Source organism: Leifsonia sp. EB34 (genome assembly GCF_041260585.1).
Taxonomy (GTDB): domain Bacteria; phylum Actinomycetota; class Actinomycetes; order Actinomycetales; family Microbacteriaceae; genus Leifsonia.
On the sequence record NZ_JBGCCV010000001.1, the window covers coordinates 245,120 to 266,724 of the forward strand.

Below are 21,605 nucleotides of genomic sequence, written 5' to 3' on the forward strand. Positions count from 1 at the left end.
GCGACTGACAGCAACAGGGGTCGCAACACGCCGTATCGCCGCCGGCAGAGCGGCGTGTTGCGACCCCTGTGGCGGCCGGGCCTCGCATGGTCAGGGGCCGCGCGGGATACTGAAGCCATGACCCCACCGCGCAGCGTCGAGGAGCACGTCGAGCACGTCAAGCGGTTGCTGGAGCCGCTGTCCGCGGAGCCGGACGTGGAGACCGTCCCGCTCACCGACGCCGCCGGGCGCGTCGCCGCGGCGGACGTCCGGTCGGAGGTCGACCTCCCGCTGTTCCGCAACTCCCAGATGGACGGCTACGCGGTGCGCGCGGCCGACATCTCCCGCGTGCCGGTCGCGCTCGAGGTCACCGGCGACGTCCCGGCCGGCCACGAGGTGCCGCTGACGCTGACGCCGGGCACGGCCATCCGGATCATGACCGGCGCCCCGGTGCCGAGCGGCGCGGACGCGATCGTGCCGGTGGAGGACACCGAGCTCGTCCTCGGCAGGGACGACGACCTGGCCGGCGCGGTGGTCGAGATCCGGCGCTCGCGGAAGCGCGGCGAGTTCGTGCGGGAGCGCGGCAGCGACCTGGAGCGCGGCGACGTGCTCGTGAAGGCCGGCACCCGGCTGGCGGCCCGGCACCTGGCGGCGCTCGCGGCGGCGGGCGTCAGCTCGGTGGCGGTGCGGGCGCGGCTGCGGGTCGCCGTCCTGACCACCGGCTCGGAGCTCGCGGCGCCCGGCCGCGGCGTGCGGTTCGGGCAGGTCTTCGACGCCAACGGTGTCGCCCTCGCCGCGCTGGTCGAGGAGTCCGGAGCCGTCGTGTCGCTGCGGGCAAGCAGCAGCGACGACCCTGCGGCGTTCGCGCGCGTGTTCGACGCGGCGGTCGCCTCGTCCGATCTGGTCGTCACCTCCGGCGGCATCTCGAAGGGCGCCTACGAGGTGGTGCGGGAGGTGCTCCTGCCGCGCGGCGCGGAGGTCACCACGGTTGCGATGCAGCCGGGCGGCCCCCAGGCGACGGCGGTCATCGACGGTGTACCGGTGCTGTGCTTCCCGGGCAACCCGGTGAGCACGCAGGTGTCGTTCGCCGTGTTCCTGCGTGGGCCGCTGCGGGACGCTGCCGGGCTGCCGCCGCTGCCACTCCGGCGCGAACGACTGGCCGAGTCGGTGCGCTCGGTGCCGGGCAAGCGGCAGTTCCTGCGCGGCCGGGTCTGCGAGGACGGCGTGGCGCCGGTGTCCGGGCCGAGCTCGCACCTCGTCGCGGCGATGGCCACCGCGGACGTGCTCATCGACCTGCCCCCGGAGGTGGAGGCCGTCGAGTCGGGCTCGGACGTGACAGTCTGGACCCTATGAGCGAGCTCACCCACCTGGACGCCGACGGCCGCGCCCGCATGGTCGACGTCGGCGCGAAACCGGAGACCGACCGGGAGGCCGTCGCCCGGGGCCGGCTGGTGACGACACCCGAGGTGGTGCGCCTGGTCGCCGCGGACGACCTCCCGAAGGCCGACGTGCTCGCGACCGCCCGGATCGCGGGGATCGCCGGCGGCAAGCGCACCAGCGACCTCATCCCGCTCTGCCACCTGCTTCCGCTGAACTCGCTCCGCGTGGACTTCGCGCTCGACGAGACGTCGGGGTCGATCGCGATCGAGGCGGTCGCGCGCACGCACGGCCGCACCGGCGTGGAGATGGAGGCGCTGACCGCGGTGGCCGTGGCGGGGCTGACGTTGCACGACATGGTGAAGGCGGTGGACCCGGCGGCGAGCCTGACCGAGGTGCGGCTGGTGGCGAAGAGCGGCGGGAAACGCGGGCAGTGGCGGCGGGAGGGCGAGGCTGATCCCGTGCCGGCGGCGCCAGAGCGCGACTCCGCGAGCACTGCATCCGCCACCTCTGCATCCAACCCCTCCGCACTCACCACCGCAGCACCCACCACCGCCGCCGTCGTCCTCGTGGCCTCCACCCGCGCCGCGGCTGGCGCAGCGGCCGACACCACCGGCCCGGTCATCGCGTCCTGGCTCGACGCCCACGGCCTCCAAGCCGAGGTGCGCGTCGTGGCGGACGCCGACATCGCGCCCGCGCTGAAGGCCGCCGTCGCCGAGCGCCCCGCCGTCGTCCTCACCACGGGCGGCACCGGCGTCGCCTCCGACGACCGCACCCCGGAGGCCACCGCCGCGGTGCTCGACCGGGAGCTGCCCGGGCTCGCCGACGCGCTGCGGGCCAGAGGCGCGGCCTCCACCCCGCTCGCCGCGCTGAGCCGCGGCCGGGCGGGCGTCGCCGGCCGCACGCTGATCGTGAACCTCCCCGGCTCCCGCGGCGGCGTGGCCGACGGGCTCGCCGTCCTGGACGACGTGCTGGCCCACCTCCTCGACCAGCTCCGCGGCGACAGCGACCGCGGCCACGACGGAGAACGCGGCCACGACGGTGAGCGCGGCCACGCCGGAGAGCCCAGCCACCACGGAGAACGCCGATGAGCGCCGTCTTCGCCGACATCTCCGACCGGCCGCTCGACCCGTCCACGCTGGACGAGTTCGTCTGGCGCCGGGAGGCCGGGGCGGTCGTGTCGTTCCAGGGCATCGTGCGCGACCACGACGGCGGCCGCTCGGTCGTCTCGCTCGACTACCGCGCGCATCCCGAAGCCGCCGAGTTCCTCCGGCGCTGCTGCGAGGACGTCGCCGAGCGCACCGGGCTGCGCGTCGCCGCGGTGCACCGGGTCGGCTCGCTGACCATCGGCGACCTCGCGCTCGTCGCCTCGGTCGCGGCCCCGCATCGGGCGGAGGCGTTCGCCGCGTGCGCCGAACTGGTCGAGCGGATCAAGGCGGAGGTGCCGATCTGGAAGCGCCAGCACTTCGGCGACGGCGCCTCGGAGTGGGTCGGGCTCTGACCCGCAACCCGCGCGTGGGGTCGATTTTGACGCTCCTGCCGGTCTAGAGTGCTGTTCGTGCCGCAGATACGGGTGAGGGATGCCGCGAGCTTCCTGGGGGTGAGCGACGACACCGTGCGTCGCTGGGTCGACGCCGGGGTGCTCTCCAGCGCCAAGGACGACGCCGGGCGCACCGTCGTGGACGGACTCGAGCTCGCGCAGCTCGCCAAGCAGAACGCCGTGCTGCCCGCCGACCCGTCCGGTGTCGGCCGGTCGGCCCGCAACCGTTTCGTGGGAATCGTGACCGACATCGTCATGGACCGGGTCATGGCTCAGGTGGAGCTGCAGTGCGGCCCGCACCGCGTCGTGTCGCTGATCAGCAGCGAGGCCGTCCGCGAGCTCGGCCTGGAGCTGGGCTCGGTCGCCGTCGCGGTGGTCAAGGCCACCAACGTCATCGTGGAGACGACCAGGCCCGCCGAGCGAGGGGCGGCGGAGTGAGCGGCGCAGGCAGGCGGGCCGGAGTCGCAGGGGCGACGCTGGCGGCGGTGGCTCTCGCCGTCGCGCTGGCGGGATGCTCGGCCGGCGTGGGCTCTACGACACCCACCCAGACGCCGACGAAGCACGCCATCACCGGCACGATCACCGTCTTCGCTGCGGCCTCCCTCACCAAGACCTTCACCGAGCTCGGCCACGGCTTCGAGAAGGCCAACCCGGGCAGCACCGTCAGCTTCAGTTTCGGCGGCTCGTCCGACCTGGTCACCCAGCTCGGCGCGGGCGCCCCCGCCGACGTGTTCGCCTCGGCCGACCAGAAGAACATGGGCAAGGCCGTCGGTGCGGGCGTCGTCTCCGGCGACCCGGTCGACTTCGCGACGAACGTGCTCGCCATCGCCGTGCCTCCCGGGAACCCCGCCCACGTCACAAAGTGGGCGGACCTCGCGGGGCCCGGTCTGAAGGTCGTCGTCTGCGCTCCGCAGGTCCCCTGCGGCGCCGCCACCGCCACGGTGGAGTCGAAGACCGGCGTCACGCTCAAGCCGGTCAGCCAGGAGTCGTCGGTGACGGACGTGCTCGGCAAGGTGTCCTCGGGCGAGGCCGACGCCGGCATCGTCTACGCGACGGATGTGAAGGGCGCGGGGAAGAGCGTCGGATCGGTGCCGTTCCCGGAGGCGAAGGACGTGGTCAACACCTACCCGATCGCCGACGTCAAGCAGGGGCAGAACGTCACCGGCGGCGCCGCCTTCATCGCGTACGTGACCGGCCCGGAGGGCAGGAAGGTACTCGGGGCCGCCGGCTTCGGGAAGCCGTGACCCGCCGGCCGCCCGCGAGCCCGGAGATGGGGACCGGCATCCCCGGCTGGGTGCTCGTCGTCGCCGCCCTCGGCGCGCTGTTCGTGCTGCTCCCGATCGTCGCGATGGTCACCCGGGTGGACTGGGCGCACTTCCTCGCGCTGATCGCCTCGCCGTCGTCGGTGGACTCGCTGCTGCTCAGCCTGCGCACCTCCGTCGCGGCCACGATCGGCTGTCTGGTGCTCGGGATCCCGATGGCGATCGTGCTGGCCCGGGTGCCGTTCCGCGGCCGAGCCCTCGTGCGGGCGATCGTACTGCTGCCGCTGGTGCTGCCTCCCGTGGTCGGCGGCCTCGCCCTCCTCGCCCTCTACGGCCGGCGCGGACTGCTGGACGGGGCGATCCCGATCGCGTTCTCGACGCCCGCGGTGGTCATCGCGCAGACGTTCGTGGCGCTGCCGTTCCTGGTGCTCAGCCTGGAGGGCGCGCTGCGGACCACCGGCCGGCGCTACGAGGCCGTCGCCGCCACGCTCGGTGCGCGGCCGTCGGCTGTGCTGTTCCGGGTGACGCTGCCGCTGGTCGTGCCGGCGATCGTGTCGGGGTCGATCCTGTCGTTCGCGCGCGCACTCGGCGAGTTCGGGGCGACGCTGACCTTCGCCGGGAGCCTGCAGGGGACGACGCGGACGCTCCCGTTGGAGATCTACCTGCAGCGCGAGACCGACCCGGACGCCGCAGTCGCGCTGTCGCTGGTGCTGATCGCGGTTGCCATCGCCGTGGTGGCGGTGGCGCACGGGGCCGGCGAGCCGCTGCGCCGGAGGCCGCGGCCGGTCCGTGGGGCGTCGACGTGAGCCTCGACTTCTCCGCCGCGGTCGCCGAGCGCGATGTCGCGGTGGATCTGCGGCTCGGCACGGGCGAGACACTGGCGCTGCTCGGGCCGAACGGCGCGGGCAAGTCGACGGTGCTCGGGGTGCTGGCGGGGCTGATCCGCCCGGATTCGGGGCGCGCGACGCTCGCGGACGAGACGCTGTTCGACCTCCCCGGCCTGGATCGGCCGGCGGTGTGGCTGCCTCCCCATCGCCGCGGGATCGCGCTGCTTGCCCAGGACGCCCTGCTCTTCCCGCACCTGACCGTGCGCCGCAACGTGGAGTTCGCGCCACGGTCGGCGGGAGCTTCCCGGGCGGAGGCGCGCGCGAAGGCCGACGAGTGGCTGGAGCGCACGGGCGTCGGCGCGCTGGCGGAGCGTCGCCCGGACGAGCTGTCCGGCGGCCAGGCGCAGCGGGTCGCCATCGCCCGCGCGCTGGCCGCCGAGCCCGACCTGATCCTCCTGGACGAGCCGCTGGCCTCCCTCGATGTGAGCGTGGCGGGCGAGCTGCGCGGGATGCTGGCCGAGGTGCTCGCCGGGCGCACCGCCGTCGTCGTGACCCACGACGCGCTGGACGCCTACCTGCTCGCGGACCGAGTGGCGGTGCTGGGCGGCGGCCGGGTGGTCGAGGAGGGCGCGGCGCGCGACGTGCTGACCCAGCCGCGGCACCCGTTCACCGCGGAGCTCACCGGCCTCAGCCTCCTCACCGGGCGACGCACGGCGACCGGGCTGGTCACGGGCGACGGTCTCGCCCTCGACGGCACGCCGACGACGCCGATCCCGGAGGGCCTGCCGGTGACCGCTGTGGTGCGGCCCTCGACCGTCGCGGTCCGGATCGGCGCCCCGATGGAGGGCGGTATCGCCGCGACCGTGACCGCCCTGGAGCCGCGCGACGACCTGGTGCGGGTGCGGACCGACCGGCTCACCGCGCTCGTCCCCGCGGCCGTGGTCGCGGAGCTGCGGCTCACTCCTGGCGCCCGCGTGACCCTGACGGTGCCGGCCGCCGAGGTCCGCATCTCCCCCGCCTGACGCGCGATTCGGGACGAATGTCGCGAATGCCGCCGCGATTCCCGACATTCGGCACGAATGGCGCGGGGCTAGTGCGAGCCGATCCCTATCCCGGCGGTGGAGAAGCCGCCGTCGGGGTTCGCCGACGGCCGCGGCTCGTCGAACGCCGGGTTCGGCTTGCCCGGGAGGCTCTGCGGCGCCACCCGCGCCCGCGAAGCGCCGACGATCGCGACCACGCACGCCGCCAGCAGCACGACCCCCGCGACCACCAGCGCCAGCCCGAACACCGCGCCGCGGGTCAGCAGCACGACGCCGAATGGCAGCGCGAGCCACGTCCCGACCCCGGTCAGCGCGGCCGCGACTACGAGCGCCGCGAACCTCCCCTGCCTGCGCCGCACGGCCGCCAGCTCCCGCATGTGCACGCTCATGGTGTCCCCCTTCGCCGCAGCCTAGCGAAGCGCGTGCTGCGGGTCAGCCCCCGGCGAACGGGGGCAGCACATCCACTCTCTCGCCGATCACCGCGTCCGGGTCGCGCGACACGACGCCGTCGACCAGGAACGATCCGTTGCGCAGCACGAGCCGCATGGCTTCGCCGTAGCGCTCGTCGAGCAGCTCGCGGAGGGCGCCGACGGTCGCGACGTCGAGTGAGAGCCGCTCTTCCTCGCGTCCCGCGGCCTCCTCGGCGGCCGCGAAGTACCGGACGAGGATGCTGCGCTCAACCACCGATCGCCCCCATGCTCCGCACCGGCGGGACGAACCCGGCGGCCTCCATGCCGTGCCCGGCCTGCTTGCCCCACATCGCTCCGCGCCACCAGCGCGCGAGCTCGGCGTCGTCCGCGCCGCCGCGCAGCAGCGCGCGCAGGTCGGTCTCGTCGTCGCCGAACAGGCACGAGCGCACCGTGCCCTCCGCCGTGATCCTGGTGCGGTCGCAGGCCGAGCAGAACGAGCGGGTCACCGAGGCGATGATGCCGACCGTGGCGGGACCGCCGTCGACCAGCCACTCCTCGGCGGGGGACGACGGGTCGTCCGGGCGGCCGACCTCCACCAGGTCGAACCGGGTGCGGAGGACCGCCAGCAGTTCTTCGGCGGAGACCATGTTGTCGCGCAGCCAGGTGTGGTCGGCATCCAGCGGCATCTGCTCGATGAAGCGCAGCCGGCAGCCGTGCTCCAGCGACCACGCCAGGAGGTCGGGGGCGCCGGCGAGGGTCTGGCGCATCATCACGGCGTTCAGCTTGAGCGGCGTCAGTCCGGCGGCGTGCGCGGCGGCGATCCCGGCGAACACGGCCGGGAGCCGGTCGCGGCGGGTGAGCGCGGCGAAGTGCTCGCGGTCCACGGTGTCCAGCGAGATGTTCACGCGGGTCAGGCCGGCGGCGACGAGCTCGCGCACGCGGTGGTCGAGGCCGATGCCGTTGGTCGTGATGCTCAGGTCGATGCCGGGCGCGGCGGCGGCAGACAGCCCGATGATCTCGGCGAGGTCGGCGCGCATCAGCGGCTCGCCCCCGGTGAAGCGCACCTCGCGGATGCCGAGGTCCCGCACGCCGATGCCGACCAGCCGGGCGATCTCGGCGGGCGTCAGCAGCTCCTCGCGCGGAATGGCGGGCAGGCCCTCCGCCGGCATGCAGTAGGTGCAGCGCAGGGAGCACTTCTCGGTCACCGAGACGCGCAGGTCGCGGGCGACCCGGCCGAACCGGTCCACCAGACCGGCGACATCGGGGCGGCCGTCGAGGCTCGGCGCGGCAGCGCTCGTCCCATCCCGCAGCGACGTGCTGCGCGGGAGCCCCAGATTCACCGCGGTCATGTCCTCACCCTAGACCGGCCGGCCATAGACCGCCGCACCGTGCCGGTAATAGGCTCCGCGCATGGGAATCATCTCGTCCGGCTTCCTCGGCCGGCGCAGAACCGAGGACCCCCGCCTTCCACCCGGGCAGTACGTCACGGAGACCTTCCCCGTGCTGTCCGCCGGCCCGACGCCCCGCATCGCCACAGACGACTGGGCGTTCACGATCACGACCGAGAAGGGCGTGGTGCACCGCTGGAGCTGGGACGAGTTCCTCGCCCTCCCGCAGGCAGAGGTCGCCACCGACATCCACTGCGTGACGAGCTGGTCGAAGCTCGGGACGTCGTGGCGCGGCGTCGCGCTCGACACCCTGTTCGAGAACGTGGACACCGACTACGAGTACACGATGGCGCACTCCTACGGCGGCTACACCACGAACGTGCCGTTGAAGGACCTCCTCGACGGCAAGGCCTGGGTGGCGCACACCTTCGACGGCGCCGACCTCCCGCCCGAGCACGGCGGTCCCGCCCGCCTGCTGGTGCCGCACCTGTACTTCTGGAAGAGCGCCAAGTGGGTGAGCGGACTGGAGATGCTCCCGAACGACCAGCCCGGCTTCTGGGAGCAGAACGGCTACAACATGTACGGGGACCCCTGGAAGGAAGAGCGCTACTGGTGAGCAGCGCGTGGCGGGTGGCGGACGTCGTGGCCGCGCACCAGGAGACCGCGACGGCCCGCACGATCCGGCTGCGCCTCCCGGGGCTCGCCGGCCACCTCGCCGGTCAGCACGTCGACGTGCGGCTCACCGCGCCGGACGGCTACCAGGCCGTGCGGTCGTACTCGATCGCGTCCGCCTCCGGTGCGGGCGGCCTCGCCCCGGACGAGTTGGAGTTGACCGTGGAGGAGCTGCCCGACGGGGAGGTCTCGCCCTACCTGGTGCACGGCCTCGCGGTCGGCGACCAGCTCGAGGTGCGCGGACCGGTCGGCGGCTGGTTCGTCTGGCGCGACGGCGACGACGACCCCGTACAGCTCATCGCGGGCGGCTCCGGCGTCGTGCCGCTGATGTCGATGGCCCGCGCGCACGCCGCCGCGGCGAGCGCCGCGCCGTTCCGGCTGCTGTACTCGGCGCGCACCCCAATGTCGGTCTACTACCGCGACGAGCTGATGGCGCTCGGCGAGGCGACCGCTCCGTTGCGCGTGGACTACGTGTACACGCGCCAGGCGCCGGCCGGCTGGCCGGTCGCCGCGGGACGGCTGACGCAGGAGGCGCTCGGCGCTCTCGTGCTGCCCGCAGCGGACTCCCCGCGGTTCTACCTGTGCGGGTCGACCCCGTTCGTCGAGGCGGTCTCCGACTGGCTGGTGGACGCCGGACACGACCCCGACCGCATCCGCACCGAACGCTACGGCGGGATCGGAGGGGCAGCATGAGCGAGATGGACTACCTGGACGGCAACGCAGCGGCAGGCCTCCTGTCGGAGGTCTTCGCCGTGGACGTGACGGTAGCTCGCGGCAAGTGCGCGCACTGCGGCGACGTGACGGTGATCGCGAAAGCGCACCTCTGGCCCGACGACCACGGGATGGTGCTGCGCTGCCGCGTCTGCGGCGACGTGATCGCCATGGCGACCGAGCGCGAGGGCCGACTCTGCCTGGACCTGCGGGGACTGGACTGGCTCGAACTGGACGTCTGAGCCTCCCTGAACCTCACTGGGCCTCCCGCGCGGAGGGGTCGGCGCCCTCAGCCGACGGTCAACCGCTCCCCAGTACAATCGTCCGGTGCCAGCCGAAACCCCCGCGAGCCTCGACCCCGACGACCTCGCGACCACCCTCCGCGTCCTCGCGCAGCTCCACGAGCTCGACCAGGAGCACCCCGACTTCGTCTCCGTGCGCCGCGCGACCGCGCACATGTTCAAGGCCGTCAAGCAGGCCAGGCGGCGCGAGCTGCGGGAGGCCGAGCTCGCCGCCGACCGCGCCGTCATCGCCGCCACCGCGACCGGCGCCCCCGACCGCATCGACGACGAGACCCGCGGCCGCGACCTGACCTCCCCCACCTCCGGCTCCGCGACCGCCGGCACGCTGATCAACTCGCAGGCCTGCTACATCTGCAAGCAGCACTACACCGAGGTGGACTGGTTCTACCACCAGCTCTGCCCGTCCTGCGCCGCGTTCAGCCACGCCAAGCGCACCGCGCGCACCGACCTGACCGGCAAGCGCGCCCTGCTCACCGGAGGCCGGGCCAAGATCGGCATGCACATCGCGCTGCGCCTGCTGCGCGACGGCGCGGACCTCACCATCACCACCCGCTTCCCGCGCGACGCGGTGCGCCGGTTCTCCCAGCTCCCCGACGCGAAGGATTGGCTGCACCGCCTCCGCGTCGTCGGCATCGACCTCCGCGACCCGGCCCAGGTGATCGGCCTCGCCGACTCCGTCGCCGCCCGCGGGCCGCTGCACGTCCTCATCAACAACGCCGCCCAGACCGTCCGCCGCTCCCCCGGCGCCTACTCGCTGCTGGCGGAGGCCGAGTCGCACCCGCTGCCGGATGGTCCGCTCCCCGAGCTGGAGACCTTCGGCCACACCGCCGACCCGCATCCGCAGGCGCTGGAGGCCTCCGTCGCCGCGCACCCGCTGCTGTCGTCGGCGAACGTGCACGGCACCGTCGCCGAGCTGGTCGGCGCGGCCGCCCTCACCGCGAACGACCTCGCCTCCGCCGCGATGGCCGCGGGCTCGTCGTCGCTGGAACGCCACCACGACGGCACCGCGATCGACGCCGGCGGCCTCGTCCCCGACGTCCAGCGCGTGAACACGTGGACGCGCGCGGTCGGCGGCATCGACCCGCTCGAGCTGCTGGAGGTGCAGCTCTGCAACACGACGGCGCCGTTCATCCTGATCGACCGGCTCCGCCCCGCGATGGCCGCCGCGGGCCGCGCGTACGTGGTGAACGTCTCGGCGATGGAGGGCGTCTTCGGCCGCCGCTACAAGGGCGCAGGCCACCCGCACACCAACATGGCCAAGGCCGCCCTCAACATGCTCACCCGCACCAGCTCCGAAGAGCTGTTCGAGACGGACAACATCCTGATGACCAGCGTCGACACCGGCTGGATCACCGACGAGCGCCCGCACTACACGAAGGTCCGCCTCGCGGAGGAGGGCTTCCACGCCCCGCTCGACCTCGTCGACGGTGCGGCGCGGGTGTACGACCCGATCGTGCGCGGGGAGGCCGGGGAGGATCTGCGCGGGGTGTTCCTGAAGGACTACAGGTCGTCCGCGTGGTGACGGGCGCATCACGATTCGTAACGAATGTCGCCTTCGCCGCTGTGTAAGCCCACATTCGTCACGAATGGTGACGGCGCCCTGGTTAGACTCTCCAAGGCATCGCGGGGAGGCCGCCGGAGCGCCCTCTGCAAGGCCTCTTCCGGCCGCCAGTGCGGTGAACGTACAGTGAGGCACGAAGGTGAACGAAGGGCAGCCGATGTCGAGCACTTCCCCGTCCGGTGACAAGGCGCAGGGCACAGGCTCTGCGACATCGGACGAACCGTCCTCGGGCGGTGCGGCTTCCGTCCCGGCCGAACGAGCCGGCGGCGTAGCACCCCGGGTCATGCCCAAGCAGCCGATCCCCATCCCGGGGCAGGCGCACGCGGTTCTCCCGCCGACGCACGGCGGCCGCTTCAAGCATTGGCTGCTGCGCGGAATGGTCGACGAGCGCGGCACGCAGCAGGGCCCGCACGGTCGCAACCCGGAGCGCACCCACTCGTGGTGGCAGGTCATGTGCCTCACCGGTGTCGACTACTTCTCCACCCTCGGCTACCAGCCCGCGATCGCGGCCCTGGCGGCCGGCCTGATCTCGCCGTTCGCGACGATCGTCCTGGTGGCGCTGACCCTTCTCGGCGCGCTCCCGGTGTACCGCCGGGTCGCCCGGGAGAGTTTCCGCGGCTCCGGCTCGATCGCCATGCTGGAGCGGTTCCTGCCGTGGTGGGCGGGCAAGCTCTTCGTTCTCGTGCTGCTCGGGTTCGCCGCGACGGACTTCATGATCACGATCACGCTGTCCGCCGCCGACGCCTCGGCGCACGCGATCGAGAACCCGTTCGCGCCATCGTGGTTCCACGGCAACAACGTCCTCATCACGCTCTTCCTGCTCGCGCTGCTCGCTGCGGTGTTCCTCAAGGGCTTCAAGGAGGCGATCGGCATCGCCGTCGTGCTGGTGGCCGTGTATCTGGCGCTGAACGTGGTCGTCGTGACCACCTCCATCGTCCAGGTGGTCCAGCACCCGACCGCCATCGACGACTGGTGGACCGCGGTGTTCGTGACGCACGGCGATCCGCTGCTGGTCGTGGGGGTCGCTCTGCTGGTGTTCCCGAAGCTCGCGCTCGGCCTCTCCGGCTTCGAGACCGGCGTCGCGGTCATGCCGCAGATCAAGGGCAAGCCCGGCGACGACCCCGCCCAGCCCGAAGGCCGGATCCGCGGCGCGCACAAGCTGCTCACCACGGCCGCGATCATCATGAGCGTGTTCCTCATCACCTCGAGCTTCACGACCACGCTGCTCATCCCGCAGAGGGAGTTCCAGCCCGGTGGCGCCGCCAACGGCCGCGCGCTCGCCTATCTGGCGCACGAGTATCTGGGCAACGGCTTCGGCACGGTCTACGACATCAGCACCATCCTCATCCTGTGGTTCGCCGGCGCCTCCGCGATGGCCGGCCTGCTGAACCTGGTGCCGCGCTACCTCCCCCGCTACGGGATGGCGCCGCAGTGGGCGCGCGCCGTGCGTCCGCTGGTTCTGGTCTTCACCGCGATCGGTTTCCTGATCACGCTGGTCTTCGACGCGAATGTGGACGCCCAGGGCGGCGCGTACGCGACCGGCGTGCTGGTGCTGATCACGTCCGCCTCGCTCGCGGTGAGCCTGTCGGCGTGGCGCAAGAAGCAGCCGAAGCGCACGGTCCTGTTCGCGATCATCACCGCGATCTTCGTCTACACGACCATCGACAACATCATCGAGCGTCCCGACGGCCTCAGGATCGCCACGCTGTTCATCCTGGGCATCCTGGTGGTGTCGATCGTGTCGCGTATCGGCCGGTCGTTCCAGGTGCGCGCGACGAGCGTCACCTTCGACGTCACCGCCCTCGACTTCATCCTGGAGGACGCGGAGGAGGGCGAGATCCGCATCATCTCGCACGAACCGGACGTCGACACCACGAAGGAATACGAGCAGAAGAACAAGGACGAACGCCGGTTCAGCCACATCCCGCAGCGGTCACGCACCATCTTCCTGGAGGTGCTGAAGTCCGACTCCTCCGACTTCGAGGAGGACCTGGTCGTGCACGGCGTCGTCAAGTACGGCTACCGCGTGCTGCAGGTGAAGAGCGGCAACGTGCCGAACACCATCGCGGCGGTCCTGCTGGAGATCCGCGACATCACCGGGGTGGTGCCGACGATCTACTTCGAGTGGACGGAGGGCAACCCGATCTCGAACATGTTCCGCTACCTCATCACCGGCGTCGGCGAGGTCGCCCCGGTGACCCGTGAGGTGCTGCGCGAGGCCGAGAAGGACGTCAAGCGGAGGCCGGCCGTCCACGTGGCCTGAGGCCGCGCGCACTGAGCCTGCGCGCCCCCTCTCCAGCGTGGGCGGCGCTGTGGCACCATGTGCGCATGGACACCCACGCGGTCTTCGAGGCGGTCGGCATCGCCTTCGAGTTCGCCGGCGTCGCCGCCCTGGCGGTCGGGTTCGTCGTGGCGCTCGCGATCGCGCTGGCGGTCTGGCTGCGCACGCGCAGCGGGGCGGACGCCTTCCGCACGCTGCGGGAGGCTTTCGGCGGCGTCATCCTGCTGGGCCTCGAACTCCTGGTCGCGGCCGACCTCGTCAAGACCGTGACCTCGAACCCGACGCTCACCGACGCGCTGGTGCTCGGCATCATCGTGCTGATCCGCACCATCCTGAGCTTCTCGCTGCAGGTCGAGATCGACGGCGTCGCACCGTGGCGCCGCGCGTTCGTCACCGGTCCGGAGGTGCTGGCGCACGCCGTCCGGAAGGCCGGTGCGGCGGAGACGCCGGAGCGGGGCTAGCTCAGTCGCGTTCGGCCCGTGCGGCGCGCTCAGCGTTGCGCTGCTTCACCCGGGCGTTCTCGGCGTGCACCTGCGCCTGCGTGGCGCGCTCGGCGACCAGCCACTCCGGCTTCTCCTCCAGCAGCGCCTTGATCTCGGCGGTGGTGAGCGGCTCGGTGACGCCGCCGCGGGCCAGGCCCGAGTTGCTCACGCCGAGCTTGTGGGCGACGACGTCGCGCGGGTGCGGACCGTCGGCGCGGAGGGTCACCAGCCAGGCGGGCGGGTTCGCGTTCAGCTCGTCGAGCTCGGTGCGGCTGATCTCGCGGTCGCGGAACTCCTCCGGCGCCGCCGACAGCAGGATGCCGAGCTTCTTGGCCGCGGTGGCCGCCTTCATGGTCTGGGGCTTCATGCCTTCCAGGGTATCGTCCGCCGGGCCCTCGGCCGGACGGTAGCCTGGCGTGCATGGCCTCCCGCTTCGTCCTCGCCTTCCCGCTCGGTGTCACGATCGGCAAGTGGACGCGCGCCTTCGCCGAGCGGCAGCCCGGCGTGGAGCTGGTGGTGCGGCCGTCTGCCGACCCGTTGGCCGCCCTGGCGGCGGGCGAGGCCGACATGGTGTTCGCGCGCGACGCCGAGGCCGCCGACGACCGCCACCTCATCCCGCTCTACACGGAGGACGTGGTGGTCGTGATGCACCACGAGCACCTGCTGACCCTGGAGGAGAAACTGCACGTGGCCGACCTCGACGGCGAGGCGCGCGTCACGGGCGAGCCGTCGGAGGCGTTCATGCGCAGCGTGGCCGCGGGCGACGGCATCGCGCTGCTGCCCGCCTCGGTCGCCAAGGCCCTGCGCCGCAAGGACGTGACGGCGATGCGCCTGGAGGACGGCCCGACCTCGCAGATCGGCCTCACCTGGCCGCGGGAGGGGCAGCATCCGCTGGTGGACGAGTTCATCGGCATCGTGCGCGGCCGCACGGCGCACAGCTCGCGCAACCCGGAGGTCGCCGCGACCGAGGCGGCGCAGGCCGAACAGTCCGCCAAGGGCGCCAAGCGCGCCACGGGCACTCGGGCCGCCAAGGGCGCGACGGCCCGCACGCCCGCCAAGCGCGGCGCCGCCAAGCGCCCGCGCAAGCGCTGACACCATCCCGCTGGCACCATCTGCCTGGCAGGACACGCCGTCTGCGCGCGGCGCGAGGCGGCGTGTCCTGCCACATCGATGGGCAGAATGGGCGCATGACCACCACGACGACGCTGGGCACCAGTATCGGGCGCGCGGCGCAGAGCGTCGTGTACCGCGCGGGCGTGAGCGGGAGGCGGCCGGCGATCCCGGTCGCGTTCCCCGAGCTGGAGCGCGCAGCACGCCGCCGGCTGTCGCGCGCGGCCTTCGCGTACATCGCGGGCTCCGCGGGCCTCGAACGCACCGACCGGGCCGACACCGACGCGTTCGCGCGGCACCGGCTCGTGCCGCGCGTGCTGCGCGACGTCTCCGAGCGCGACCTCTCGATCGAGCTGTTCGGCCGCCGGCTGCCCGCTCCCCTCCTGCTGGCGCCCATCGGCGTCCTGGAGCTCGCCCGGCGCGACGGCGACCTGGCCGCCGCGCGCGCCGCCGCCGCCCACGGCATCCCGGCCGTGCTCTCCACCCAGGCCTCGGCGCCGATGGAGTCCGTGGCCGCCGCCATGGAGGACGCCCGGCCGGGCGCCGCCCGCTGGTTCCAGCTCTACTGGAGCTCGTCGCGCGACCTGGTCGCGAGCCTCGTCGCCCGGGCGGAGGCGAGCGGCTGCGAGGCGATCGTCGTCACCCTGGACACGCACGTGCTGGGCTGGCGCCCGCGGGACCTGGACCTCGGCTACCTCCCGTTCAGCCGCGGCCTCGGCATCGCCCAGTACACCAGCGACCCCGTCTTCCGCCGGCTGGTGCGTGAGCGGATGGCGGCCGCAGGGCCCCGTGAGCGCACCGCCGTCACGCCGGCCGCGCTGGCGTCGTTCGCGAGCATCCTGCGCCGCCATCCCGGCGACCTGCGCGAGAACCTGCGCTCCGGCGAGCCGCTCGCGGCGGTCGAGACGTTCCTCGACGTGTTCGCCGACCCGTCGCTCGGCTGGGACGACCTCGCCTTCCTGCGCGAGCAGACCAGTCTCCCGATCGTGCTCAAAGGCGTCCTGCACCCCGACGACGCCCGGCGGGCGGTCGAGGCGGGCGTGGACGCCGTGCAGGTGTCCACCCACGGCGGCCGGCAGATCGACGGGGAGATCGCGGCGCTGGACGCGCTGCCCGGGGTGGTCGACGCGGTCGCCGGCCGCCTGCCCGTGCTGTTCGACAGCGGGATCCGCGGCGGCGCGGACGCGGTGATCGCGCTCGCGCTCGGCGCCAGGGCCGTCGCCGTCGGCAGGCCCTACGCCTACGCGCTGGCCCTGGCCGGCGAGCGCGGGGTGCGCGAGCTGCTCCGCAACCTGCTGGCCGAGCTCGACATCACCCTCGGCCTCTGCGGCGTAGCCCGGGTGGCCGACCTCGACCGCTCGGCGCTGGCTACGCCACCGCCCGGGCGATGAGCGACAGCAGCGCCTGCGCGTAGGCCGACGCTGCCTCCTCCTCCTCGAAGTAGCGCTCGACGCCCTCCAGCTCCAGCGTGACCCGGTAGCCGTCGGCCGTGCGGGCGAGGTGGCGGAAGGAGCCGCCGAGCAGTTCCCTGAGTTGGTCCTCGCGCGGGATCCACAGCGCGTCCTCGACGGCGAGGGAGTCGAGCGCCCACTCGGTGGTGCCGTTGAAGCCGAGGATCGTGCCGGTGTCGAAGTGGTGCGGCTCGATCGTCATCTCGCTCACGGTGAAGTGCTCGCCCGCCATGCCGGGCCGGTCGATGGCGAAGGTGTCCCCCGATGCCGGTTGCCAGCGCAGGCCGGCGGCGCGCAGCAGCCGTGCGGTGTCCTCGTCGATCATTGCCGCTCCTCTCGCGTTCCGGCGCACCCCCAGTTCGGGTGCAAACCCGGAGAATACGCCCTGGCGCACGGGTTTCGTTCACCGTCCGTTCGATTCTCGGCCATAGATTCGGTTCATGGGAATGCCGACGAGACGCCGTGTTTGACGCGCTGCTCTCGATCGACGTCCTCTCCGGCCCAGCGCCGATCCTGGTGTTCGCCCTCGCGGCCGCGCTCCTGGTCGTCCTCCTGGCGCGCCGACCCTCGCTCGCACTGCTCCGGCGCTTCGGCCTCGCCGGCGCCATCGGCCTGCTGGGCGCGGTCATCGCCTGGCTCGTCTGCATCCGCTGGCTCGACCTGTTCGGCGAATCGCTCGGCGCAGGCAACTACCTCTGGGTGGCCGCGGTGTTCTGCGGCGTCGCGCTCTGCGTGGCCAGCCTCGGCCGCACCCCGCGCTGGCGCACGATCGTTGCTGCGGTGGCCGTCCCGGTGTTCCTCCTGGCGGCGACCCTCGGCATCAACCTGAACTACGGACTCGACCGCACCGTCGGAAACGTCCTCGCCATCACGGTCCCGAACCCGATCAAGGCCAAGCCGCTCACGGACCGGAGCACCGCCTACGACAGCGCGCTCTGGAAGCACTGGAAGGCCCCGGCCGGGATGCCGCTGAAGGGCCGGACGGGGACGGCGCACATCCCCGGGACCATCAGCGGCTTCCAGGCCAGGGAGGCCGGCGTCTACCTGCCGCCGGCCGCCCTCGTGAAGCACCCGCCCGCGCTGCCGCTCGTCGTGATGATGATGGGACAGCCCGGCAACCCCGACCCGGAGCCCATCGCGGCGGTGCTGAACGGGCTCGCCGCACAGCATCACGGCCTCGCGCCCGTCGTCGTCGTGGCCGACCAGCTCGGCCCCGGGATGCCCGACACCCTGTGCCTGGACACGGCACGGTACGGCAATGCAGCAACCTACATCACGCAGGACGTCACCGACTGGGCCAGCCGGCACCTCCCGATCACCCACGACCACCGGTTCTGGTCCGTCGCCGGGTACTCCAACGGCGGCCTGTGCGGACTGTCGTTCGGCATCGACCATCCCGACCTGTTCGCCAACGTCCTCGACATCTCCGGAGAGGAGTACCCCGGCGCCGAGCATCCGGCGGCGACGCTCGCCGAGATCTTCCACGGCGACAAGGCCGCCTACGATCGGTCCAAGCCGCTCAGTCGTCTCGTGCCAGGAGTCTTCCCCGGCTCGATCATCTTCACCGCCTGCCGCGACGACCCCTGGTACCACAGCATCGCGCAACTGGAGGTGCGGGCGACGCAGCGCGCGGGCGTCTCGAGCACGTTCGTCGACCTCCCGACCGGAGGCCACGGCATGGGCGCGCTCATGGGCGGGCTGAACGGCGGGCTCCCGCTGCTGTTCGGGACCCTGGGGCTGCAGAAACCCGCGTAGCCGACGCTCAGTCGGTGACGATCACGATCTTGCCGCGGACGTGCCCCGCCTCCAGCCGGCCGTAGGCCTCCACGGTGCGCTCGATCGGGAATATCGAGTCGATCGGCAGCACCAGCTCGTTCTGCGCGAGCAGTTCGGCGAGTTCCGCCAACTCGGCGTTGCCCGCCGCCCGGCCGCCGACGGTGCGCGCGCCGCGGGCATCGGGGCCGAAGGCGGCGATGGTGTTGATCCGCTCCGGCGGGACGCCGAGCTCGAGCGCGGCGTCGATGGTGTCCGGCCCGTGGTTGTCGAGGACCGCCGTGACCCGCTGACCGTCGTCGAGGACCTCCCGCACCCGGTCTGCCAGGCCGTCCCCGTAGGCGACCGGGATGATCCCCAGCGTCTCCAGGAACTCATGGTTCTCCTCGCTCGCGGTGCCGACGACCGTCGCGCCGCAACGGATCGCGAGCTGCGCCGCCAGCACCCCCACGCCGCCGGCCGCCGCGCTCACCAGCACGGTGTCGGACTCGCCGAGGTCGAGGGAGGCCGCCGTCGCCATCGCGGTGCGCCCGACCACGCCCAGCGACCCGGCCACCTCGAAGGTGAGCGGGTCGGGCTTCTCGACGATCTGACCGTCCTCGGCGACCACGACGAAGTCCGCGAGCGCGGCGAACGGTGCGGTGCCGAGCACCGCCTGACCGAGCGCGAAACGCTCCGCGCCCTCCCCGCGCTCCTCCACGAAGCCGGCGAAGTCCTGTCCCATCCCGCTCGGCAGGGTCACGCCCATCCGGGCGGCCGCCTTCTCGCTGCGGTACGCCTTGTAGTCCATCGGGTTCAGGCCCGCGGCCATCACCCGCACCAGCACCTGTCCTGGCCCGGGCCACGGTCGCTCCCGCCCGACGAGGTGCAGGAACTCGCGCGAGCCGAACTCCTCGAGCTGGACGAATCTGGGCACCTGCGGGCTCCTTCCGCTCATACGGTGGAGCCTAACCCCGCTCCTCGTGGGAAGGGAGGGCCGGCAGGTCAGCCGAAGAGCAGCGCCGCCTCCTCGTACCGCGCCGGCGGCACCGTCTTGAGGCCGCCGGTCGCGTCGGCGATCGACACGTTCACGACATCGGTGCCGCGCAGCGACACCATCGAGCCCCACCGGCCCTCGTAGGCCGCGTCGACCGCCGCCATGCCGAGGCGGGTGGCGAGCACGCGGTCGTAGGCGCTCGGCACGCCGCCGCGCTGCATGTGGCCGAGGACGGAGGCGCGCGACTCGATGCCGGTGCGCTCCTCGATCATCGGGGCCAGCATCTCGCCGATGCCGCCGAGGCGCGGACGGTTGAAGGCGTCGAGGCCCTTGTGCGAGTGCGCCTCCTCCATGGTGTCGAGGTGGAAGCCCTCCGAGACGACGATCACCGGGGCGCGGCCGCGGTCGCGCACCGACTCCACCCACTCGCAGATCTGCTCGATGGACTGCGGCTGCTCCGGGATGAGGATGGCGTGCGCGCCGCCGGCCATGCCCGAGTGGAGGGCGATCCAGCCGACGTGGCGGCCCATGACCTCCACCACCATGCAGCGCTGGTGCGACTCGGCGGTGGTGCGGAGCCGGTCGATGGCCTCGGTCGCGATCTCCACCGCGGTGTCGAAGCCGAACGAGTAGTCGGTGGCGGCGAGGTCGTTGTCGATGGTCTTCGGAACGCCGACGATCCGGAGGCCCGCGTCGGTGAGCCGGCGGGCGGCGGTGAGCGTGCCCTCGCCGCCGATCGCGATGATCGCGTCGATGCCGTTGGCGTCCATCATCCGCTGGATGTTCTCCGGGCCGCCCTTGTCGCCCTCGAACGGGTTGGTGCGGCTGGAGCCGAGGATGGTGCCGCCCTGGCGCGAGAGGCCGCGCACGCTGTGCCGGTCGAGCGGCATGATGTCGCCCTCGACCACGCCGCGCCAGCCGTAGCGGAAGCCGGCGAACTCGGACCCGTACACGCGGTCGCCCTTGAGGACCGCGCCGCGGATGACCGCGTTCAGTCCGGGACAGTCGCCGCCGCTGGTGAGGATGCCGATCTTCATGCTGCTCTCTTTCTCGTTGCGCCCTTGAGCATCATGCACGAGGGAGACCGGAGCGCCAAAATCCGCGACTCCCGGCGACTCAGAGACCGAGCGCCCGCTGGAGTTTGGACGAGCTCGCGGAGGGCCGGGCGCCCGCCGCGAGGAGCTCCGCCTCGATGCCGTCGAGCAGCGCGGTGCGGCGTTCGCGCGAGTCGGGGGCGCCGCTGAGCAGCTCGACCTCCCACTCCCGCCACGCGTCGCTCGCGCCGGTCTGCAGGTTCTCGCCGCGCACATGGTCGTCGCACAGCTCGGCGAGCTCGAAGCCCGCCGCGTCCTTGAGAACGGTGGTGTCGCGACTGTTGGTCACCCGCGCCACGGGGATCAGCACGCCGTCGCCGAGCTGCTCGCGGATGGTCTCCCGCAGCTCCGCCGGCGGCTCCTGGCCGTCGCCGAGCGGCCATTGCAGCTCCGGACGGCCCTCGTCCGTCGGCGGCAGCTTGACGTGCCAGCCCTCGTCGGAGCCGCCGCGCCGCGCGCGAACGGCGACGCGCCGGCGGGCCAGCCGCAGGTCGGCCGTGTCGTAGTAGGTCGCCACCAGTTCGGCGGTCTCCGGCCCGCTCTCGACCGCGATCGCCCCGACGCCGACGAGTGGGGGCGGCCGGAGGTCGCCGTCCACGTCGTACTTGCGCTCGATCTCGAGCTGGGTCTGGTGCTGCGCCATGTCCCCTGTTTAGTCCACTTCGGCGCTGTCGCGAAATTGCAAGCTCTGCGCGAGCACACTCAATAGGCTCGCGGCATGGAGAACGACACCATCGTCACCGCCCGCTTCGACGTCACCGGCTGGGACCCGGTCGAGCTGCCCGGCATCCCGGGCGACTGGCTCGGCGCCGTGGTCATGCGCAAGACCTACACCGAGGGGCTGGTCGGCGAGTCGGTCGCGCATTTCGTGTCCTCGGGCACGGAGGAGGGCGGCCGCGGCTACCTCGCGGCCGAGCGGATCACGGGGACGCTGGCGGACGGCCGCTCCGGCTCGTTCACGGTCCACCACGGCGCGCTGCAGCACCCCGACGACCCGTCGGCGTTCGGCTACATCGTGCCCGGCACCGGTACGGACGACTTCGTCGGCTTCGTCGGCGCCGCGCGCATCCGCCACGACGCCCGCGGCGCCTACTTCGAGTTCGCGCTGGCCTGAGCCGAGCTCTCGTGCGCCGTCGGTGTGCGCGGTACCCTCGGTGCATGAGCGAGACGGACCGCAGCCGCGAGGACGACGACGACTTCCTCGAGGCGCAGGAGGGCGACTACGAGCCCGCCGGCGTCATCCGCGACGAGGACGACCTGCCGGTGGACGACGACGAGGACGACGACCAGATCCTGCCCGACGACGACCGGCCCGTGCCGCTCGACCCCGACGACGCCGAGATCGCCTGACACGTCCGCCGCATCCCCG

Annotated in this window: 26 protein-coding genes; 18 read left to right on the forward strand and 8 right to left on the reverse strand. The window is 72.8% G+C overall.

What is annotated here, in order from left to right; genetic code table 11:
* Positions 1–117: 117 nt before the first annotated feature.
* From glp to ABIA36_RS01220, 7 genes are read left to right on the forward strand one after another with little or no spacing between them, the layout of a single operon-like run.
* Positions 118–1,332: a gephyrin-like molybdotransferase Glp gene (gene glp, locus ABIA36_RS01190; protein WP_369960418.1), complete on the forward strand. Its 1,215-nt coding sequence runs from the start codon at positions 118–120 to the stop codon at positions 1,330–1,332.
* On the forward strand, positions 1,329–2,447 hold the full coding sequence (gene moaCB, locus ABIA36_RS01195; protein WP_369960420.1) for a bifunctional molybdenum cofactor biosynthesis protein MoaC/MoaB: 1,119 nt from the start codon (positions 1,329–1,331) through the stop codon (positions 2,445–2,447). The genes glp and moaCB overlap by 4 nt, the downstream gene beginning before the upstream one ends.
* Entirely contained in the window at positions 2,444–2,857 is a 414-nt protein-coding gene (locus ABIA36_RS01200; RefSeq protein ID WP_369960422.1) for a molybdenum cofactor biosynthesis protein MoaE, read from the forward strand. Before moaCB ends, ABIA36_RS01200 begins: the two co-directional genes overlap by 4 nt.
* Before the next feature lie 57 nt (positions 2,858–2,914).
* Positions 2,915–3,334: a molybdopterin-binding protein gene (locus ABIA36_RS01205; RefSeq protein ID WP_369960424.1), complete on the forward strand. Its 420-nt coding sequence runs from the start codon at positions 2,915–2,917 to the stop codon at positions 3,332–3,334.
* A complete protein-coding gene (gene modA / locus ABIA36_RS01210) occupies positions 3,331–4,140 on the forward strand; it encodes a molybdate ABC transporter substrate-binding protein (RefSeq protein ID WP_369960426.1) in 810 nt (269 codons plus the stop codon). Before ABIA36_RS01205 ends, modA begins: the two co-directional genes overlap by 4 nt.
* Positions 4,141–4,166: 26 nt before the next feature.
* The gene (locus tag ABIA36_RS01215; protein WP_369962052.1) at positions 4,167–4,964 is read left to right on the forward strand and encodes an ABC transporter permease; all 798 of its coding nucleotides are present in this window, start codon (positions 4,167–4,169) and stop codon (positions 4,962–4,964) included.
* On the forward strand, positions 4,961–6,007 hold the full coding sequence (locus ABIA36_RS01220) for a sulfate/molybdate ABC transporter ATP-binding protein (protein ID WP_369960427.1): 1,047 nt from the start codon (positions 4,961–4,963) through the stop codon (positions 6,005–6,007). Before ABIA36_RS01215 ends, ABIA36_RS01220 begins: the two co-directional genes overlap by 4 nt.
* Before the next feature lie 68 nt (positions 6,008–6,075).
* On the opposite strand, the gene ABIA36_RS01225 is transcribed toward ABIA36_RS01220, so the two are convergent.
* Genes ABIA36_RS01225 through moaA form a run of 3 tightly spaced genes read right to left on the reverse strand, consistent with a single transcriptional unit; the run spans position 6,076 to position 7,784 of the window.
* On the reverse strand, positions 6,076–6,414 hold the full coding sequence (locus tag ABIA36_RS01225) for a hypothetical protein (RefSeq protein WP_369960429.1): 339 nt from the start codon (positions 6,412–6,414) through the stop codon (positions 6,076–6,078).
* Positions 6,415–6,457: 43 nt separating this feature from the next.
* Positions 6,458–6,709: a MoaD/ThiS family protein gene (locus tag ABIA36_RS01230; RefSeq protein WP_369960431.1), complete on the reverse strand. Its 252-nt coding sequence runs from the start codon at positions 6,707–6,709 to the stop codon at positions 6,458–6,460.
* Complete coding sequence (gene moaA / locus ABIA36_RS01235) at positions 6,702–7,784, reverse strand: GTP 3',8-cyclase MoaA (RefSeq protein WP_369960433.1); 1,083 nt, start codon at positions 7,782–7,784, stop codon at positions 6,702–6,704. Before moaA ends, ABIA36_RS01230 begins: the two co-directional genes overlap by 8 nt.
* Before the next feature lie 61 nt (positions 7,785–7,845).
* Between moaA and ABIA36_RS01240 the strand changes: the two genes are divergently transcribed.
* From ABIA36_RS01240 to ABIA36_RS01265, 6 genes are all read left to right on the forward strand, one after another.
* Positions 7,846–8,439: a sulfite oxidase-like oxidoreductase gene (locus ABIA36_RS01240; protein ID WP_369960435.1), complete on the forward strand. Its 594-nt coding sequence runs from the start codon at positions 7,846–7,848 to the stop codon at positions 8,437–8,439.
* Complete coding sequence (locus ABIA36_RS01245; RefSeq protein WP_369960437.1) at positions 8,436–9,188, forward strand: ferredoxin reductase; 753 nt, start codon at positions 8,436–8,438, stop codon at positions 9,186–9,188. Before ABIA36_RS01240 ends, ABIA36_RS01245 begins: the two co-directional genes overlap by 4 nt.
* Positions 9,185–9,448: a DUF6510 family protein gene (locus ABIA36_RS01250; RefSeq protein WP_369960439.1), complete on the forward strand. Its 264-nt coding sequence runs from the start codon at positions 9,185–9,187 to the stop codon at positions 9,446–9,448. Before ABIA36_RS01245 ends, ABIA36_RS01250 begins: the two co-directional genes overlap by 4 nt.
* An 85-nt stretch (positions 9,449–9,533) precedes the next feature.
* Positions 9,534–11,030 carry an SDR family NAD(P)-dependent oxidoreductase gene (locus ABIA36_RS01255; protein ID WP_369960441.1) on the forward strand — a complete coding sequence of 499 codons (1,497 nt, stop codon included), beginning with the start codon at positions 9,534–9,536 and terminating at the stop codon, positions 11,028–11,030.
* A gap of 322 nt (positions 11,031–11,352) precedes the next feature.
* Positions 11,353–13,332, forward strand: coding sequence for an amino acid transporter (locus ABIA36_RS01260; RefSeq protein ID WP_369960443.1), 1,980 nt, complete (start codon positions 11,353–11,355; stop codon positions 13,330–13,332).
* A 65-nt stretch (positions 13,333–13,397) separates the two neighbouring features.
* Positions 13,398–13,811 carry a DUF1622 domain-containing protein gene (locus tag ABIA36_RS01265; RefSeq protein WP_369960445.1) on the forward strand — a complete coding sequence of 138 codons (414 nt, stop codon included), beginning with the start codon at positions 13,398–13,400 and terminating at the stop codon, positions 13,809–13,811.
* 1 nt (position 13,812) lies between these two features.
* Here the strand turns inward: ABIA36_RS01265 and ABIA36_RS01270 are convergent, their stop codons facing one another.
* Positions 13,813–14,199, reverse strand: a complete 387-nt coding sequence (locus ABIA36_RS01270) for a DUF5997 family protein (protein ID WP_369960447.1) — start codon at positions 14,197–14,199, stop codon at positions 13,813–13,815.
* A 53-nt stretch (positions 14,200–14,252) separates the two neighbouring features.
* Between ABIA36_RS01270 and ABIA36_RS01275 the strand changes: the two genes are divergently transcribed.
* Both ABIA36_RS01275 and ABIA36_RS01280 read left to right on the forward strand, forming a co-directional pair.
* Positions 14,253–14,924 carry a LysR substrate-binding domain-containing protein gene (locus ABIA36_RS01275; protein ID WP_369960449.1) on the forward strand — a complete coding sequence of 224 codons (672 nt, stop codon included), beginning with the start codon at positions 14,253–14,255 and terminating at the stop codon, positions 14,922–14,924.
* Between the two features lie 95 nt (positions 14,925–15,019).
* Positions 15,020–16,333, forward strand: coding sequence for an alpha-hydroxy-acid oxidizing protein (locus ABIA36_RS01280; protein WP_369960450.1), 1,314 nt, complete (start codon positions 15,020–15,022; stop codon positions 16,331–16,333).
* On the opposite strand, the gene ABIA36_RS01285 is transcribed toward ABIA36_RS01280, so the two are convergent.
* The gene (locus ABIA36_RS01285) at positions 16,311–16,718 is read right to left on the reverse strand and encodes a hypothetical protein (protein WP_369960452.1); all 408 of its coding nucleotides are present in this window, start codon (positions 16,716–16,718) and stop codon (positions 16,311–16,313) included. The genes ABIA36_RS01280 and ABIA36_RS01285 overlap by 23 nt on opposite strands.
* A 137-nt stretch (positions 16,719–16,855) precedes the next feature.
* Here ABIA36_RS01285 and ABIA36_RS01290 point away from each other — a divergent pair, with 137 nt between their 5' ends.
* Complete coding sequence (locus ABIA36_RS01290) at positions 16,856–18,148, forward strand: alpha/beta hydrolase (protein WP_369960453.1); 1,293 nt, start codon at positions 16,856–16,858, stop codon at positions 18,146–18,148.
* Positions 18,149–18,155: 7 nt separating this feature from the next.
* Here the strand turns inward: ABIA36_RS01290 and ABIA36_RS01295 are convergent, their stop codons facing one another.
* The 3 genes from ABIA36_RS01295 to ABIA36_RS01305 form a co-directional block, all read right to left on the reverse strand.
* Positions 18,156–19,082, reverse strand: a complete 927-nt coding sequence (locus tag ABIA36_RS01295) for an NADP-dependent oxidoreductase (protein WP_369960455.1) — start codon at positions 19,080–19,082, stop codon at positions 18,156–18,158.
* A 68-nt stretch (positions 19,083–19,150) separates the two neighbouring features.
* Positions 19,151–20,179, reverse strand: a complete 1,029-nt coding sequence (locus ABIA36_RS01300; protein ID WP_369960457.1) for a 6-phosphofructokinase — start codon at positions 20,177–20,179, stop codon at positions 19,151–19,153.
* Positions 20,180–20,258: 79 nt separating this feature from the next.
* The gene (locus ABIA36_RS01305; protein ID WP_369960459.1) at positions 20,259–20,879 is read right to left on the reverse strand and encodes a CYTH domain-containing protein; all 621 of its coding nucleotides are present in this window, start codon (positions 20,877–20,879) and stop codon (positions 20,259–20,261) included.
* 75 nt (positions 20,880–20,954) lie between these two features.
* Here ABIA36_RS01305 and ABIA36_RS01310 point away from each other — a divergent pair, with 75 nt between their 5' ends.
* Together ABIA36_RS01310 and ABIA36_RS01315 are read left to right on the forward strand one after the other, a co-directional pair.
* Positions 20,955–21,350, forward strand: a complete 396-nt coding sequence (locus ABIA36_RS01310; protein WP_369960461.1) for a DUF3224 domain-containing protein — start codon at positions 20,955–20,957, stop codon at positions 21,348–21,350.
* Between the two features lie 44 nt (positions 21,351–21,394).
* A complete protein-coding gene (locus tag ABIA36_RS01315; protein WP_369960463.1) occupies positions 21,395–21,586 on the forward strand; it encodes a hypothetical protein in 192 nt (63 codons plus the stop codon).
* The last annotated feature ends 19 nt before the right edge of the window (positions 21,587–21,605 follow it).